Source organism: Pseudomonas sp. TE3552, assembly GCF_056278945.1.
Genome location: NZ_JBWBQJ010000001.1, coordinates 6,093,054 through 6,108,534, shown reverse-complemented (window position 1 = coordinate 6,108,534; position 15,481 = coordinate 6,093,054). Strand labels below are relative to the sequence as shown.

The 15,481-nt window shown below is 59.4% G+C and carries 14 protein-coding genes; 10 read left to right on the top strand and 4 right to left on the bottom strand.

What is annotated here, in order from left to right; translation table 11 throughout:
* Nucleotides 1–103: 103 nt before the first annotated feature.
* The 5 genes from miaB (at nt 104) to lnt (ending at nt 5,512) form a co-directional block, all read left to right on the top strand.
* Nucleotides 104–1,429, top strand: a complete 1,326-nt coding sequence (gene miaB, locus ACZ9BB_RS27715; protein WP_033035603.1) for a tRNA (N6-isopentenyl adenosine(37)-C2)-methylthiotransferase MiaB — start codon at nt 104–106, stop codon at nt 1,427–1,429.
* A 208-nt stretch (nt 1,430–1,637) separates the two neighbouring features.
* On the top strand, nt 1,638–2,642 hold the full coding sequence (locus ACZ9BB_RS27710) for a PhoH family protein (RefSeq protein ID WP_476217897.1): 1,005 nt from the start codon (nt 1,638–1,640) through the stop codon (nt 2,640–2,642).
* On the top strand, nt 2,635–3,129 hold the full coding sequence (ybeY, locus tag ACZ9BB_RS27705) for an rRNA maturation RNase YbeY (protein WP_476217895.1): 495 nt from the start codon (nt 2,635–2,637) through the stop codon (nt 3,127–3,129). Before ACZ9BB_RS27710 ends, ybeY begins: the two co-directional genes overlap by 8 nt.
* Nucleotides 3,130–3,134: 5 nt before the next feature.
* Nucleotides 3,135–3,974 carry an HlyC/CorC family transporter gene (locus ACZ9BB_RS27700; protein ID WP_007909641.1) on the top strand — a complete coding sequence of 280 codons (840 nt, stop codon included), beginning with the start codon at nt 3,135–3,137 and terminating at the stop codon, nt 3,972–3,974.
* Nucleotides 3,975–3,988: 14 nt separating this feature from the next.
* The gene (lnt, locus tag ACZ9BB_RS27695) at nt 3,989–5,512 is read left to right on the top strand and encodes an apolipoprotein N-acyltransferase (protein WP_476217893.1); all 1,524 of its coding nucleotides are present in this window, start codon (nt 3,989–3,991) and stop codon (nt 5,510–5,512) included.
* 39 nt (nt 5,513–5,551) lie between these two features.
* Here the strand turns inward: lnt and ACZ9BB_RS27690 are convergent, their stop codons facing one another.
* On the bottom strand, nt 5,552–6,331 hold the full coding sequence (locus tag ACZ9BB_RS27690; RefSeq protein ID WP_476217891.1) for a YdcF family protein: 780 nt from the start codon (nt 6,329–6,331) through the stop codon (nt 5,552–5,554).
* A gap of 106 nt (nt 6,332–6,437) precedes the next feature.
* Nucleotides 6,438–6,758, bottom strand: coding sequence for a hypothetical protein (locus tag ACZ9BB_RS27685; RefSeq protein ID WP_476217889.1), 321 nt, complete (start codon nt 6,756–6,758; stop codon nt 6,438–6,440).
* 280 nt (nt 6,759–7,038) lie between these two features.
* On the opposite strand from ACZ9BB_RS27685, the gene leuS reads away from it, so the two are divergent.
* The 4 genes from leuS (at nt 7,039) to arfA (ending at nt 11,835) form a co-directional block, all read left to right on the top strand.
* Complete coding sequence (gene leuS, locus ACZ9BB_RS27680; protein WP_476217888.1) at nt 7,039–9,645, top strand: leucine--tRNA ligase; 2,607 nt, start codon at nt 7,039–7,041, stop codon at nt 9,643–9,645.
* Between the two features lie 88 nt (nt 9,646–9,733).
* Nucleotides 9,734–10,339: an LPS-assembly lipoprotein LptE gene (locus ACZ9BB_RS27675; RefSeq protein ID WP_476217886.1), complete on the top strand. Its 606-nt coding sequence runs from the start codon at nt 9,734–9,736 to the stop codon at nt 10,337–10,339.
* A 39-nt stretch (nt 10,340–10,378) separates the two neighbouring features.
* Entirely contained in the window at nt 10,379–11,416 is a 1,038-nt protein-coding gene (holA, locus tag ACZ9BB_RS27670) for a DNA polymerase III subunit delta (RefSeq protein WP_019650891.1), read from the top strand.
* Nucleotides 11,417–11,670: 254 nt separating this feature from the next.
* Entirely contained in the window at nt 11,671–11,835 is a 165-nt protein-coding gene (arfA, locus tag ACZ9BB_RS27665; protein ID WP_046069682.1) for an alternative ribosome rescue factor ArfA, read from the top strand.
* 191 nt (nt 11,836–12,026) lie between these two features.
* On the opposite strand, the gene ACZ9BB_RS27660 is transcribed toward arfA, so the two are convergent.
* Entirely contained in the window at nt 12,027–12,446 is a 420-nt protein-coding gene (locus tag ACZ9BB_RS27660) for a hypothetical protein (protein ID WP_476217882.1), read from the bottom strand.
* A 567-nt stretch (nt 12,447–13,013) separates the two neighbouring features.
* On the opposite strand from ACZ9BB_RS27660, the gene ACZ9BB_RS27655 reads away from it, so the two are divergent.
* The gene (locus ACZ9BB_RS27655) at nt 13,014–14,336 is read left to right on the top strand and encodes a lytic murein transglycosylase (protein WP_476217880.1); all 1,323 of its coding nucleotides are present in this window, start codon (nt 13,014–13,016) and stop codon (nt 14,334–14,336) included.
* A gap of 117 nt (nt 14,337–14,453) precedes the next feature.
* Here ACZ9BB_RS27655 and ACZ9BB_RS27650 read toward each other — a convergent pair whose 3' ends face one another.
* Nucleotides 14,454–15,404 carry a S66 peptidase family protein gene (locus ACZ9BB_RS27650; RefSeq protein WP_476217878.1) on the bottom strand — a complete coding sequence of 317 codons (951 nt, stop codon included), beginning with the start codon at nt 15,402–15,404 and terminating at the stop codon, nt 14,454–14,456.
* Nucleotides 15,405–15,481 lie beyond the last annotated feature (77 nt).

Sequence of the window (15,481 nt, the reverse complement as noted above, 5' to 3'; positions counted from 1 at the left end):
GAGGGCGCGAACTATAGCATAGCCGCCGGACGCGCAACGGTAGGAACCTTGGTGCATGTTCCCTATAATGCGCGGTTCTTTGAATCACGTGATGACTCTATCCATGGCCAAGAAGCTTTACATCGAAACCCACGGTTGCCAGATGAACGAGTACGACAGCTCGCGCATGGTCGATCTGCTGGGTGAACACCAGGCCCTGGAAGTCACCGCTCGCGCTGAAGACGCCGACGTGATCCTGCTCAACACCTGCTCGATCCGCGAACGCGCCCAGGACCGGGTGTATTCCCAACTGGGTCGCTGGCGCGAATTGAAACTGGCTAATCCGGAAATGGTCATCGCCGTCGGCGGCTGCGTGGCCAGCCAGGAAGGCGCGGCCATTCGTGATCGCGCTCCGTACGTCGACGTGGTATTCGGCCCGCAGACCCTGCATCGTCTGCCGGAAATGATCGACGCCGCGCGCGCTACCAAGCTGCCGCAAGTCGACGTTTCGTTCCCGGAAATCGAAAAATTCGACCACTTGCCAGAGCCGCGTATCGACGGGCCGAGCGCTTATGTATCGGTAATGGAAGGCTGCAGCAAGTACTGCACCTTCTGCGTGGTGCCTTATACCCGCGGTGAAGAAGTCAGCCGGCCGTTCGACGATGTGATTGCCGAGATCATCCACCTGGCCGAAAACGGCGTGCGCGAAGTGACCTTGCTGGGGCAGAACGTCAACGGCTATCGCGGCACCACTCACGATGGACGCCTGGCCGATCTCGCCGAGCTGATCCGCGTGGTGGCTGCTGTCGATGGCATCGACCGGATTCGCTACACCACTTCGCACCCGCTGGAGTTCTCCGACAGCCTGATCCAGGCCCACGCCGACGTGCCGGAGCTGGTGAAACACCTGCACTTGCCGGTGCAATCGGGATCGGACCGGATCCTGGCGGCGATGAAGCGTAATCACACCGCGTTGGAGTACAAGTCCAAACTGCGCAAGTTGCGGGCCGCCGTGCCGGGCATCTGCATCAGCTCGGACTTCATCGTCGGCTTCCCGGGCGAGACCGAAAAAGACTTCGAACAGACCATGAAGCTGATTGAAGACGTCGGTTTCGACTTTTCCTATTCGTTCGTCTATAGCCAGCGCCCGGGCACTCCGGCCGCCGACCTGGCCGACGAAACGCCGGAAGAGCTGAAAAAGGAACGCCTGAACGCCCTGCAACATCGCCTGAACCAGCAAGGTTTCGAGATCAGCCGACAAATGGTCGGCTCCATTCAGCGGATCCTGGTCACCGATTATTCGAAAAAGGACCCCGGCGAACTGCAAGGCCGGACCGAGAATAACCGTATCGTCAACTTCCGCTGCGACAATCCGACCCTGATCGGCCAGTTCGCCGATGTGCACATCGATGCCGCACAACCGCACTCGCTGCGGGGCTCGCTGTTGTAGGAGCGAGGCTTTTGTGGCGAGGGGGCTTGCCCCCGTTGGATCGCGAAGCGGTCCCGAGTATTTTGCGACTGCTTCGCAGCCGAACGGGGGCAAGCCCCCTCGCCACAGATTCGCCAAAACCTGCATCTTATTTAAGAGCTTTCGTACCCAGGCGACTGGCGTTATCCTTGATTTCATCATAATTGCCCCAGGGCGGCTAAATACGACCTTGAACGCACCCATAGAACCACATCGCTTCATCCTCGAGCCTTTTGAAGCTCGCCGCTTCGCCAATCTGTGCGGGCAATTCGACGAGCATCTGCGCTTGATCGAACAGCGTCTCGCTATCGAGATCCGCAACCGCGGAAACCAGTTCGAACTGATCGGCGAGCCCAAGCACACTTCTTCTGCGGAAAACCTCCTGCGCCGCCTGTACCGGGAAACCAAGGGTACCGAGCTGTCGCCGGACATTGTTCACCTGTTCCTGCAGGAATCGGCCGTCGAGGAATTGGACGACCACTCCCCCGCCGAACCGTCCGTCGCCTTGCGCACCAAGAAAGGCACGATTCGCCCTCGCGGCAGGAATCAGCTGCGCTATGTGAAGGAAATCCTCGGTAACGACATCAATTTCGGCATCGGCCCGGCCGGTACCGGCAAGACCTATCTGGCCGTTGCCTGTGCGGTAGATGCGCTGGAACGCGAGCAGATTCGCCGCATCCTGCTGGTTCGTCCGGCGGTTGAAGCGGGCGAAAAGCTCGGCTTCCTGCCGGGTGACCTGTCGCAAAAGATCGACCCGTACCTGCGCCCGCTCTACGACGCACTCTACGAAATGCTCGGCTTCGAATACGTCGCCAAGCTGATCGAGCGCCAGGTGATCGAAGTCGCGCCGCTGGCCTACATGCGCGGTCGCACGCTGAACAACAGCTTCATCATTCTGGACGAAAGCCAGAATACCACCGTCGAGCAGATGAAGATGTTCCTGACCCGGATCGGCTTTGGCTCCACCGCGGTCATCACTGGTGACATCACCCAGGTCGACCTGCCACGCGGCACCAAGTCCGGGCTGCATCATGTGATCGAAGTGCTCAAGGACGTTCCAGGTATCAGCTTCACCCACTTCCAGCCCAAGGACGTGGTGCGCCATCCGCTGGTGCAACGCATTGTCGAGGCGTACGAGCGCTTCGAAAATCGCGCTGCCGATGCCGCGCCAAAGGACACCCCACGCGATGCTTGAGCTTGATCTGCAACTGGCTACCGAAGCGCCTGCCCCAAGCGAAGCCAAGTTCCGCCAATGGTGCGAACTGGCCTTGCGCCAGCGTACTGCCGACTCCGAAATGACCATCCGCTTGGTCGACGAAGAAGAAGCCCGCGAACTGAACTTCACCTGGCGGCAGAAAGACTACGCTACCAATGTTTTGTCGTTCCCCGCCGATGTCCCCGATGAGTTTCTCGATATTCCCTTGCTCGGCGATCTGGTGATCTGCGTAGCGGTGGTCGAGCGCGAAGCGGCGGAACAAGGCAAGGAACTGGAGGCCCACTGGGCGCATCTGGTCATTCACGGCTGCTTGCATCTGCTTGGTTACGACCATATAGATGATGACGAAGCCGAAGAAATGGAAGCACTGGAACGAACGTTGCTTGCAGAACTGGGTCATCCGGACCCTTATGCGGACGACGAAACAGACACATCCCCTATCGTTACAACAAAGGATTCAGAGTAATCGCTATGAGCGAAGATCGATCGAGCAACGGGCAGAAGTCATGGCTGGGTAAACTGACCCAGGCTTTTGCCCACGAGCCGAAGAACCGCCAGGAGCTGCTGGAGCTGCTGCGCGACGCACATCAAAACAAGTTGTTGGACAGCGAAGCGCTGGCCATCGTCGAAGGCGCCATTCAGGTCGCGGACCTGCAAGTACGGGACATCATGGTCCCACGCTCGCAGATGATCAGCATCAAGGCGACCCAGACACCCCGCGAGTTCCTGCCGGCCGTGGTCGACTCGGCCCACTCCCGTTACCCGGTCATCGGCGAAAGCCACGATGACGTGATGGGCGTGTTGCTGGCCAAGGATCTGCTGCCGCTGATCCTCAAGGAGAACGGCGACAGTTTCAACATCAAGGACTTGCTGCGCCCGGCCACTTTCGTGCCCGAGTCCAAGCGCCTGAATGTGCTGCTGCGCGAGTTCCGCGCCAACCATAACCACATGGCCATCGTCATTGACGAATACGGCGGCGTGGCGGGTCTGGTGACCATCGAAGACGTACTCGAACAGATCGTCGGCGACATCGAAGACGAGCATGACGTCGAAGAAGACAGCTACATCAAGCCGCTGCCCAGCGGTGACTTCCTGATCAAGGCCCTGACGCCGATCGAGAACTTCAACGAGTTCTTCGACAGCGAATTCTCCGACGACGAATTCGACACCGTCGGCGGTCTGGTGATGAGCGCGTTCGGGCACTTGCCAAAACGCAACGAAATCACCGAAATCGGCGCCTATCGCTTCCGCATCCTGAACGCCGACAGCCGTCGGATTCATTTGCTGCGTCTGACACCTATAGCTCGGTAACTCTAAGGATTGAAATGCGCTGGATGACCCGCCCCGGCTGGCCCGGTAACCTGCTGGCCGTGGCGGCCGGTGCACTCACCACCCTGGCCCTGGCGCCATTCGATATCTGGCCGCTGGCATTACTGGCGGTCGGCTTCTTTTACGCCGGTTTGCGCGAACTGAGCCCCCGTCAGGCCCTGGGCCGTGGCTGGTGTTTCGGTTTCGGCCTGTTTGCCGGCGGAACCAGCTGGATCTACTACAGCATTCACAACTTCGGCGGCGCATCTGTACTGTTGGCCGGGTTCTTGATGCTGCTCTTCACCGCAGCGATTGCCTGGTTCTTCGCCCTGCCCGCCTGGATTTGGGCGCGCTGGTTGCGCCGTAACGAAGCGCCACTGGCCGATGCCTTGGCGTTTGCAGCGTTGTGGGTGGGTCAGGAAGCCTTTCGTGGCTGGTTTCTTACCGGTTTTCCGTGGCTCTATTCCGGCTACAGCCAGCTCGACGGCCCATTGGCCGGGCTCGCGCCAATCGGCGGGATGTGGCTGATTTCCTTCGCGCTGGCCCTGACCGCCGCTCTGATCTACAACGCACCGCGCCTGATTCGCACCGCTCGCAAAGGCTTTATTGCCGCTGGCGTGTTGCTGCTGGCCGGTCCGTGGGTGATCGGCATGGCGCTCAAGGAACACGCCTGGACCAGCCCTTCGGGTGCGCCGCTGAGCGTTGCAGCGATTCAAGGCAACATCGAACAAAGCATGAAGTGGGATCCGTCGCAGCTCAACGCACAACTGGCGCTGTACCGCGACATGAGTTTCAGCTCCAAACCCGTCGACCTGTTGATCTGGCCGGAAACAGCGGTCCCGGTGCTCAAGGAGTCCGCCGAGGGCTACCTGAACATGATGGGCAGCTTTGCTGCAGAGCGTAAATCCGCGCTGATTACCGGCGTGCCGATTCGCCAGGAAGTCCATCACCAGAAGCGCTTCTTCAACGGCATTACCGTTGTCGGTGAAGGCGATGGCACTTACCTGAAGCAGAAACTGGTGCCTTTCGGCGAATACGTTCCGTTGCAGGAAGTCTTGCGCGGCCTGATCGCGTTCTTCGACCTGCCGATGTCCGACTTTGCCCGTGGACCGGCCGATCAACCGCTGCTGCAAGCCAAGGGTTATCAGATTGCACCGTACATCTGTTATGAAGTGGTCTACCCGGAATTCGCCGCCGGCCTCGCCGCCCGCAGCGATTTGCTGCTGACCATCAGCAACGATACCTGGTTCGGCACCTCGATCGGCCCGCTGCAACATTTGCAAATGGCACAGATGCGCGCGCTTGAGGCGGGTCGCTGGATGATCCGCGCCACCAACAACGGCGTGACCGGCCTGATCAACCCGTTCGGCCAGATCACCGCCCGGATCCCGCAGTTCGAACGCGGCATTCTGTACGGTGAAGTGGTGCCAATGCATAACCTGACGCCGTACCTGCAATGGCGTTCATGGCCGTTGATCATCATTTGCGTGCTGTTGTTTGGCTGGGCGTTGATGGCCAATCGGATGGCGAAGACCGTTTAACCCGGCCGCGATCATTCCCGCGCACAGGCGCGGGAATGATCAATCGTCAACCGGCTCGCCTCGATAGAACATCCAATACCCGACCTGCCCCACGGCCTCATTCATCAACTGCCCCGATTGCCAGATTGATTTGAATTCCGGCATCCAGCCACCCAGTGGCCGGGCGTTGTCCACGCCTAAAAACCCCACCGGCGCCGGCACCACCTCAAATCCGGCCTGCTCAAAGCTCCAGACCGCCCGCGGCATATGCCACGCCTGAGTCACGACCACCACCCGTTTGATCCCCTGCGGCAACAATACCTGGGCGCTGAACTGCGCGTTTTCCCAGGTTGTGCGGCTGCGCCCTTCCTGCCAGCGCACCGTCACGCCAAAATCATCGAGCAACGAATCCGCCATCAGCTGCGCTTCAGTCGGCGGTGTGCCGTAATGCAGGCCGCCGCTGGTCAGAATCGGCAAGCCGGAAGCCTTGGCCAGACGCGCGGCATAACGCTCGCGCCCAAGACCTACGCCGGTGGGCTGGTCAACACCCCAGGCCAGGTCGCCACGCTCACGCCCGGAACCCAGCACCACGATCGCTTCAGCGCGCTGGCCAAGGGTGGCCCATTCCTCGCGTACGAGCGGCGGCTCGCGCTCCAGAGCCCGGGCACTCCACTCCACCATCACTGGCAGGCTCATCAACCAGAAGCCACCCACGCCCATAACGAAGCACGCTCCCGCCAACCTGGGCCTTGAGCGGCGCCACCACCAGGCGAGCACCAGTAACAGCAAAAGAACGCCGGGCGGCAATAGAAGTTGTTTAATGAAATAACGAAAAGGCATCGGGCATCTCCATAGATGCCCGAAGCCTAAGTGGGTTAACGCAATGCGACAACAAATGCGGAAGGACTTTGTTTCAAAAAACCATATGGAATGGTTCCAAGTGTCCTTACTTGAACTGCAGAGACCGGACCTTTACCGCGCCTCCGCCGGGTGCCTTATCCTTGAGCCAGATGATCTTGGCCGTACGTGGTGCTTCGAGTTGCTTCACTGCTCCTGACAAGCAACCGTGCGTTTCACGTTCACTGCGGTCCAGATAGGCCTTGACCAGTTCAAACTCTGCGGGGGTCAAACCACGCAGTTCCAGCTCCAGGGGACGCTCGTCGCGAAGCCGTCCCGCGGTTTTGGCCGCGTCCAAGGCCATTGCGAGACGGTCGATCAGTCTTTCGTACAGCTCCGGTTTTGTAGCTTTTTGCTGTGAATCAACCATCCATCACCTCATTGAAGATAAGACTCACTCCCCTTTTAGAGCTTAGCTTCGCTGAAAAAACCGGCTGAGCGCCGCGACCAACGGCCCTCGGGGCGGGAATTGGCCGCGCCCTTGCGTGTAATCAGGGTTTCCCTCGGTAGAGTGCCGTCATGTATGCTACGGCGCTTCCTGTAACTCCACTTCCAGCTCGCCTGGGCACCGAAACGCCGATTTGGCGTCATCACCGTCCAGCGTTGCATTGAAGAGGATTAGGCCACCCCTATTCAGTTCAAAAGTAGCCATGCACGAACAATATCAGCCCCGTGAAATCGAAGCCGCCGCCCAGTCGTTCTGGGACGAGCAAAAGTCCTTTGAAGTCAGTGAACAGCCAGGCAAGGAGACGTTCTACTGCCTGTCGATGTTCCCTTACCCCAGCGGCAAGCTACACATGGGGCACGTGCGCAACTACACCATCGGCGACGTGATCTCCCGCTATCAGCGCATGCAAGGCAAGAATGTCCTGCAACCCATGGGTTGGGACGCCTTCGGCATGCCGGCGGAAAACGCCGCGATGAAGAACAACGTAGCGCCCGCCAAGTGGACCTACGAAAACATCGCCTACATGAAAAGCCAGCTGCGCAGCCTGGGCCTGGCGGTGGACTGGTCGCGCGAAGTGACCACCTGCAAGCCTGATTACTACCGCTGGGAACAATGGCTGTTCACTCGCCTGTTCGAAAAAGGCGTGATTTACAAAAAAAGCGGCACCGTGAACTGGGACCCGGTCGACCAGACCGTTCTGGCCAACGAACAAGTGATCGACGGTCGCGGCTGGCGTTCCGGCGCGCTGATCGAAAAGCGCGAAATCCCGATGTACTACTTCAAGATCACCGCCTACGCGGATGAGCTGCTGGAGAGCCTCGACGAACTGACTGGCTGGCCTGAACAGGTCAAGACCATGCAGCGCAACTGGATCGGCAAATCCCGCGGCATGGAAGTGCAATTCCCGTACGACGTCGCTTCCATCGGTGAAACCGGCGCGCTGAAAGTCTTCACCACCCGTCCGGACACCCTGATGGGTGCAACCTACGTTGCCGTGGCCGCCGAACACCATCTGGCTACCCTGGCCGCGCAGAACAACCCTGAGCTGCAAGCGTTCATCGCTGAATGCAAGGGCGGCAGCGTCGCTGAAGCCGACGTCGCCACTCAAGAGAAAAAAGGCCTGCGGACTTCGCTGTTCGTCGAACACCCGCTGACCGGCGAGAAACTCCCGGTGTGGGTCGCCAACTATGTGCTGATGCACTACGGTGATGGCGCGGTAATGGCGGTTCCGGCGCACGACGAGCGTGATTTCGAGTTCGCCCACAAGTACAACCTGCCGATCAAGTCGGTGGTGCGCACAAGTGCAGGTGACACCAACCCTGCCCCATGGCAGGACGCTTACGGCGAGTACGGCACGCTGATCAACTCCGGTGAGTTCAACGGCCTCGACTTCGCCGGCGCTTTCGACGCCATGGAAGTCGCACTGATCAAGAAAAACCTCGGCGCCTCGCGCACCCAGTTCCGCCTGCGCGACTGGGGCATCAGCCGTCAACGCTACTGGGGCTGCCCGATCCCGATCATCCACTGCGATACTTGCGGTGATGTGCCGGTCCCGGAAGATCAACTGCCTGTTGTGCTGCCCGAAGACGTCGTACCGGACGGCGCTGGTTCGCCATTGGCGCGCATGCCAGAGTTCTACGAGTGCACCTGCCCGAAATGCGGCGCACCGGCCAAGCGTGAAACCGACACCATGGACACCTTCGTCGAGTCCTCGTGGTACTACGCCCGCTACGCCTCGCCGCACTTTGAAGGTGGCCTGGTGGAAAAATCGGCGGCCGACCACTGGTTGCCGGTGGATCAGTACATCGGCGGCATCGAACACGCGATTCTTCACCTGCTCTACGCGCGCTTCTTCCACAAGCTGATGCGCGATGAAGGCCTGGTGAGCTCCAACGAGCCGTTCAAGAACCTGCTGACCCAGGGCATGGTGATCGCCGAGACTTACTACCGTCGCGAAGCCAACGGTGCCTACACCTGGTTCAACCCGGCGGACGTCGAACTCGAACGCGACAGCAAGGCCAAGGTTATCAGTGCCAAGCTGATCGCAGACGGCCTGCCGGTGGAAATCGGCGGCACCGAGAAGATGGCCAAGTCGAAGAACAACGGCGTCGACCCACAATCGATGATTGACCAGTTCGGCGCAGACACCTGCCGCCTGTTCATGATGTTCGCCTCGCCACCGGACATGAGCGCGGAATGGTCCGACTCCGGAGTAGAAGGTTCGCACCGCTTCCTCAAGCGCGTCTGGCGTCTGGCTCAAGCGCACGTCACTCAGGGCCTGCCGGGCAAACTGGACGTCGCCAGCCTGAACGACGAGCAGAAAGCCATTCGCCGTTCGATCCACCAGGCCATCAAGCAGGCCAGCCACGACGTCGGCCAGAACCACAAATTCAACACCGCCATCGCCCAGGTGATGACGCTGATGAACGTGCTGGAAAAAGCCCCGCAAGGCACCGAGCAGGATCGCGCGCTGATTCACGAAGGTCTGGAAACCGTGACCCTGTTGCTGGCACCGATCACCCCGCACATCAGCCACGAGCTGTGGCATCGCCTGGGTCACGCCGACCCGGTCATCGATGCCGGTTGGCCGGTGCTGGACGAAAGCGCCCTGGTACAGGACAGCCTGCAACTGGTCATTCAAGTGAATGGCAAGCTGCGCGGCCACATCGAAATGCCGGCCAGCGCCAGCCGCGAAGAAGTCGAAGCCGCCGCACGGGCCAACGAAAACGTCCTGCGCTTCGTCGATGGCCTGACTATTCGCAAAGTGATCGTAGTGCCCGGGAAACTGGTCAATATCGTCGCCAGCTAAATTGGATCGGGCGCCAGGTCATGCCTGCGCCGAGTAAAACCTTTCGGGCCGTTTGACCGGCCCACATGGTTTCAAGGGGAGCAACAAGATGATCAAACGCAATTTGCTGGTGATGGGCCTCGCGGTCCTGCTGAGCGCCTGCGGTTTCCAGCTGCGCGGCACCGGCACCACCGAACTGGCGATCAAGGAGCTCGACCTGAGCGCCCGCAACGCCTACGGCGAAACCGTGACGCAAATGCGTCAGGTACTGGAAGGCAGCGGCGTCAGGGTTTACACCGGTGCACCTTACAAGCTGTATCTGGCTGACGAGCAGGAAACCCAGCGCATTCTCAGTTACGCAGGCGCTGGTCGTACGGGTGAATACGAGCTGACCATGGTGGTGAACTACGACATCCGCGGTCAAGGCAACTTGCCACTGCTCAGCGACAAGCTGCAAGTGCAGAAAGTCTTCATCCACGACGGCAACAACCTGGTGGGTTCCGACCAGGAAGCCAACGATGCCCGCAAGGACATGCGTCGTGAACTGGTGCAACGCATGATGCTGCGTCTGCAACAGCTCACGCCGACTCAGTTGGAACAGATGCAACAGACCGCCGATGCCAGGGCCAAGGCTGAAGCCGCCGCACTGGAAGCGGCGCAGAAGACTGAAGCGGAGACTCCGCGTCAGTCGCCTGTCGAACTGCCGCAGCAGTAAGACTTACGGGGCGCTCAGGCGCCCCGTTCGCCTCTTCTTATGAAACTCGCCCCCGCCCAACTCGGCAAACACCTGCAAGGCGCCCTCGCGCCGGTCTACATCATCAGTGGCGATGACCCACTGCTGTGCCAGGAAGCCGCCGACGCCATTCGCGCCGCTGCTCGCCAACAAGGTTTCGATGAACGCCAGGTCTTCGCTGCCGACGCCAGTTTCGACTGGGGTACGCTGCTGCAGGCTGGCGCCAGCATGTCGCTGTTCGCTGAAAAACGTCTTTTGGAACTGCGCCTGCCCTCCGGCAAACCCGGTGACAAAGGCGCCGCCGCGCTCATCGAATACTGCTCGCGCCCGGCCGAAGACACGCTGCTGCTGATCAGCCTGCCCAAGCTTGATGGCAGTGCGCAGAAGACCAAGTGGGGCAAGGCACTGGTCGAAGGTCCACAGACCCAGTTCGTGCAGATCTGGCCTGTGGACACCAACCAGTTGCCGAGCTGGATCCGTCAACGGCTGTCCCAGGCCGGGCTTTCCGCCAGCCAGGACGCCGTCGAACTGATCGCCGCCCGGGTCGAGGGCAACCTGCTGGCCGCCGCCCAGGAAATCGAAAAGCTCAAGCTGATGGCAGAGGGTGGGCAGATCACTGTCGAAACCGTGCAAGCGGCAGTAGCCGACAGCGCCCGTTTCGATGTCTTCGGCCTGACCGATGCGATTCTCAATGGCGAAGCTGCTCATGCCCTGCGCATGCTCGAAGGGTTGCGCGGCGAAGGCGTCGAACCGCCGGTGATTCTCTGGGCGCTGGCCCGAGAACTGCGTCTGCTGGCCAACCTGTCGCTGCAATACAGCCAAGGCGTGCCGCTCGACAAAGCTTTCAGCCAGGCCCGACCGCCAATCTGGGACAAACGCAAACCGTTGATGAGCAAAGCGCTGCAACGCTATTCGGCACAACGCTGGGCGCAGTTGCTGTTGGAAGCGCAACGCATCGACGCGCAGATCAAAGGCCAGGCGGCGGGTTCGCCGTGGATGAGTTTGAGTCGGTTGACGTTGTTGATGGCCGGGCAGCGGCTGAGCTTGCCCGCCGAGTAACCTGTTTTTTCAGCCTGCACCAACCTCTGTGGCGAGGGAGCTTGCTCCCGCTGGGTTGCGAAGCGACCCCAAAACCAGACACCGCGACTTTTCAGGTAATCCGGGGTTACAGGGTTTACGACTGCTGCGCAGCCGAGCGGGAGCAAGCTCCCTCGCTACAGGTATCGTTTCCTACACAATGTGGGGACTAGACAGAATCCCTACTTCGGCAGATTATTTCCCCCGCAAAACCCACTCACTTGCGAGAAACCCTCATGAGCAAAAAGCCATCCAAGCATGGCCCCAACAAGGCCAAATCCATCGTCGCCCAGCCACTGTTCCGCAGCCGTCAGGAACGAGCCGGCAAGGGCAAAGGCAGCTACCGCCGCGAAGCCTTCCAGTCTAATAGCTGGGAGGCTTCTTACTTTCTGGCCGCTTGAATCAGCAATCAATTCACTGCCTGATCTTGCGCCTGAAAAGCGAAGGTCACTTTTTCGTCCAGCGTTGCGGGCATTGTCACTTTGATAATGGGTATGCTTTCTCCAGTGACCTCCTTGAATCGAAGTTGATCCTTTTGCACTTCCGTCAATCCTGAAGAACTTCCGACAATGACATAAAAGAAGGCCTCAATTCAAGGCAGAACCGCGGCCGCCCCCTTTTCCCAAGTTTCCATCTTCACATCATTGGGTATATCAAAAGCTCTAGGCGTCACCAAGCGACCCGCCTGCATGCCTTTTACAAAGTTGGGGCCGGCAAGCGCATCAATCGAATCTCGGACATCAAAACTGCACACACCCGTCCTGTTGTGACTTGCAGAAGCATATTGTTGGTAGTTCCCTGCCCATTTTTCAGGGGTGTCGATACCCTGAGAAGCGCAGGCAACGGTTGAGGCGTACCCGGAAATACCGCCGCAACCCTTGTCGCTACGATGATCGGAATCCCCGTCCACGGGAAAGAAACACAAAACGGGGATCTTGAGTTTACCTGGAGGAGTTTTCAAAACAGGGTAAAAAATCAGACCCTTCTTATAGCCCATGGCAAGTCTTTTCATCTTGTAGTCCGAACGGACAAATGAAAATGAAGTGCCTCCCACCCTTACTGCCGTAGGGCTCGGATCCCAGACATCGAATCCGTCTGCAGTAGCCGTTCCACGTAGCAAAATTCCACTGCACAAGAATGCTGGCCTTCTATCCAGTCCATCGCATCGAGTGGTGGCAGTATCTCTGTAACGCGCAGCCAACTCGGCTGCCACTAACGGACCGCGAGTTGCCAACGGCGGTTCCGTCGTCGCCGAGGTAGTCATGTTGTTGTAAATTGAATCGTTGCTCGCATCGTGTGATGTCGAACAGCCCAAAATCAGAAAAAACAACAACGAAAGCACTACCCTTTTCATGTAAAAAGTCCCCATCGATGAACGATAAAGTTGCCTGTATCGATCATTTAACAGTTTGAAAAGAGCCCCGAATAGCTGCCAGATCTGACAGTTGAAGAGAGCATGAAACGGGACTAGGTTAGCCAGTTGGCTGGCAAGCTTTCAGTCCAAATGTTTGTCAAGCGACCGATTCTCTCAGCAGGCATGTTAAGGTCTGCACCTGATTCGTATCCTCTGGACCTGTGCATGCCCCTTTGTCTTTCCCGTCGTTGGCACCTGCGCCAATTGATTGCTGCCTCCAGCCTCGTTCTGCTTGTCGCCTGCGCGGAAAAACCCACCGCCGCCGACGCTCAACCGCTTCAGACCCCCACCGTTGCGACAGCCCCTGCGATCATTCCACCAGTGGTTCCGACCGGTGAGAATCTCGACATCCAGCCCACCCAGACCTTCGCCGAATGGCAGGCGGGCTTTCGCAAAGACGCCCTCGCCGCCGGGATCCGCGCCGACCTGTTCGACCGCGCGTTTGCCAATGTCAGCCTGGACACCAGCGTGATCCGTGCCGACCGCAGCCAACCTGAATTTACCCGCCCGGTGTGGGAATACCTCGATGGCGCACTGTCGCCGCTGCGAGTGCGAAAAGGTCAGGCGCTGGTCAGCCAGTACGCCGACATCCTGCAAAGCATCGAACAGCGCTACGGCGTCGATCGCCAGGCATTGGTTGCGGTGTGGGGCATGGAGAGTAATTTCGGTCAGTTCCAGGGCAACAAGTCGGTGATCAACTCCCTGGCGACCCTGGCTTATGAAGGTCGACGTCCGGGCTTCGCTCACGCGCAGCTGATCGCCGCCCTGCAGATCCTGCAACAGGGTGATATCGAACCTGAGAAAATGCTCGGTTCCTGGGCCGGCGCCATGGGCCAGACCCAGTTTATTCCGACCACTTACAACACCCACGCCGTGGACTTCGACGGTGATGGCCGCCGCGATATCTGGAACAGCTCCGCTGATGCATTGGCCTCGACCGCGCACTATCTGCAAAGCTCCGGCTGGCAGAAAGGCCAGCCATGGGGCTTCGAAGCGCAACTGCCGAGCAACTTCAATTACGCCCTCGCCGATGGTGCGATTCGCAAAAGCGTTGCCGAGTGGCAGCAACTAGGGGTCACCCTGCCCAATGGCGGCCAGGTTCCGGCAGGTTCCGAACACCTGTCGGCCGCCCTGTTGCTGCCGGCTGGCTATCGCGGCCCGGCATTCCTGGTCCTCGATAACTTCCGCGCGATCCTCAAGTACAACAACTCCTCGTCCTACGCCTTGGCCGTAAGCCTGTTGTCCGAGCGTTTCAATGGCGGTGGCCTGATCAACGGTCTATGGCCAAAAGATGACTTGCCGCTGAGCCGTACCGAGCGAATCGAGCTGCAAACCCTGCTGAGCGCCCGGAATTACGACGCAGGCACCGCCGACGGCATCATCGGTGCCAATACCCGCAAAGCGATCCGCAGCGCGCAGCAGTCGTTTGGCTTGCCGGCGGATGGGTATCCGACGCACAAGTTGCTCGAAGGTCTGCGTAACCGCTAAAAAGCATCGCGGGCAAGCCCGCTCCCACAAGTTCAAAGGTGAATGTGACATTTGCGTACACCTTGATCCTGTGGGAGCGGGCTTGCCCGCGAAGACTGACTGTCAGGCAGTAACGATCTAACGCTTGACCACCACATCCTGCTCCAACACCAATTCCTTGCTCCCCGCATCCAATCGGACCAGCGCCCCCATGGGCAGCGTCAGGTTAGGATCGCAATGCCCGCTGCGCCATCCGGCCAGCACGGGTATGTGCAACGGCGCGAAGGTCTGCTTGAGCAACCTCTCCAGCGCAATCGCATCAACCCCTGCCACATCCCCCACCAGAACCCCGCGCAGCTTGTGCAGCGTGCCGGCCAGACGCAAATGGGTCAGCAGCCGGTCGATACGATAAAGCGGCTCGTTAATGTCTTCGATGAACAGGATGGCACCCTCGGCATCGATCTCGTAAGGCGTGCCCATGGTCGCGGCGATCATCGACAGATTGCCCCCCAACAAACGCCCATGGGCGATGCCTGGTTCGATTGTTGTCAATGGGTAGGCCACCGGGTGCGTCAACACGCTATCTGCCCTTACCTGCCCGCGCAGCATGTTGAAGAATGAGGATTCGGTGGGTTTCTGCTTGTCGCCCAGCAGGTCGGCATTGAGCATCGGGCCGTGAAACGTCACGAAACCTGCATAACGGCTGATGGCCAAGTGCAGCGCTGTAATGTCGCTGTATCCGATGAACGGCTTGGCGTTGTTTCGCAGTAATTCGAAATCGATGCGATCAAGCAAACGCGGCGTACCATAACCGCCACGCAGACAGATGATGGCGTCGACCTCGCTATCGGCAAATGCCGCGTGCAGGTCATTGAGCCGCACCTCGTCGCTGCCGGCCAGATAGTCATTTTTCTCGTAAACGCCGGAAAACACTCGCAGCGAATAGCCGCGAGCGCGCATCCAGGCGATGGCTTTATCGGTGTCCAGTGCTGCGGGGCCGGCGGGCGCGATCACGCCGATAAGTCCTGCAGCCGGCAAGGCCGGAACGGGGATGTGAGGACAAAGGGTGTGAGTCGGTCGAGCAGTCATCCATGATTCTCCCTGTGTGAACGCTTCAGCACACAGTAGTCAGGAACGGGAATAAACAGAAGAGGGTCAGTTGCCCA

Coding starts and splice junctions, on each gene's coding strand:
- miaB (WP_033035603.1), top strand. CDS start 104: ATGGCCAAGAAGCTTTACATCGAAACCCACGGTTGCCAGATGAACGAG.
- ACZ9BB_RS27690 (WP_476217891.1), bottom strand. CDS start 6,331: ATGCCTTTTCGTTATTTCATTAAACAACTTCTATTGCCGCCCGGCGTT.
- lnt (WP_476217893.1), top strand. CDS start 3,989: ATGCGCTGGATGACCCGCCCCGGCTGGCCCGGTAACCTGCTGGCCGTG.
- ACZ9BB_RS27650 (WP_476217878.1), bottom strand. CDS start 15,404: ATGACTGCTCGACCGACTCACACCCTTTGTCCTCACATCCCCGTTCCG.
- ACZ9BB_RS27655 (WP_476217880.1), top strand. CDS start 13,014: ATGCCCCTTTGTCTTTCCCGTCGTTGGCACCTGCGCCAATTGATTGCT.
- ybeY (WP_476217895.1), top strand. CDS start 2,635: ATGCTTGAGCTTGATCTGCAACTGGCTACCGAAGCGCCTGCCCCAAGC.
- ACZ9BB_RS27685 (WP_476217889.1), bottom strand. CDS start 6,758: ATGGTTGATTCACAGCAAAAAGCTACAAAACCGGAGCTGTACGAAAGA.
- ACZ9BB_RS27700 (WP_007909641.1), top strand. CDS start 3,135: ATGAGCGAAGATCGATCGAGCAACGGGCAGAAGTCATGGCTGGGTAAA.
- holA (WP_019650891.1), top strand. CDS start 10,379: ATGAAACTCGCCCCCGCCCAACTCGGCAAACACCTGCAAGGCGCCCTC.
- leuS (WP_476217888.1), top strand. CDS start 7,039: ATGCACGAACAATATCAGCCCCGTGAAATCGAAGCCGCCGCCCAGTCG.
- arfA (WP_046069682.1), top strand. CDS start 11,671: ATGAGCAAAAAGCCATCCAAGCATGGCCCCAACAAGGCCAAATCCATC.
- ACZ9BB_RS27675 (WP_476217886.1), top strand. CDS start 9,734: ATGATCAAACGCAATTTGCTGGTGATGGGCCTCGCGGTCCTGCTGAGC.
- ACZ9BB_RS27660 (WP_476217882.1), bottom strand. CDS start 12,446: ATGAAAAGACTTGCCATGGGCTATAAGAAGGGTCTGATTTTTTACCCT.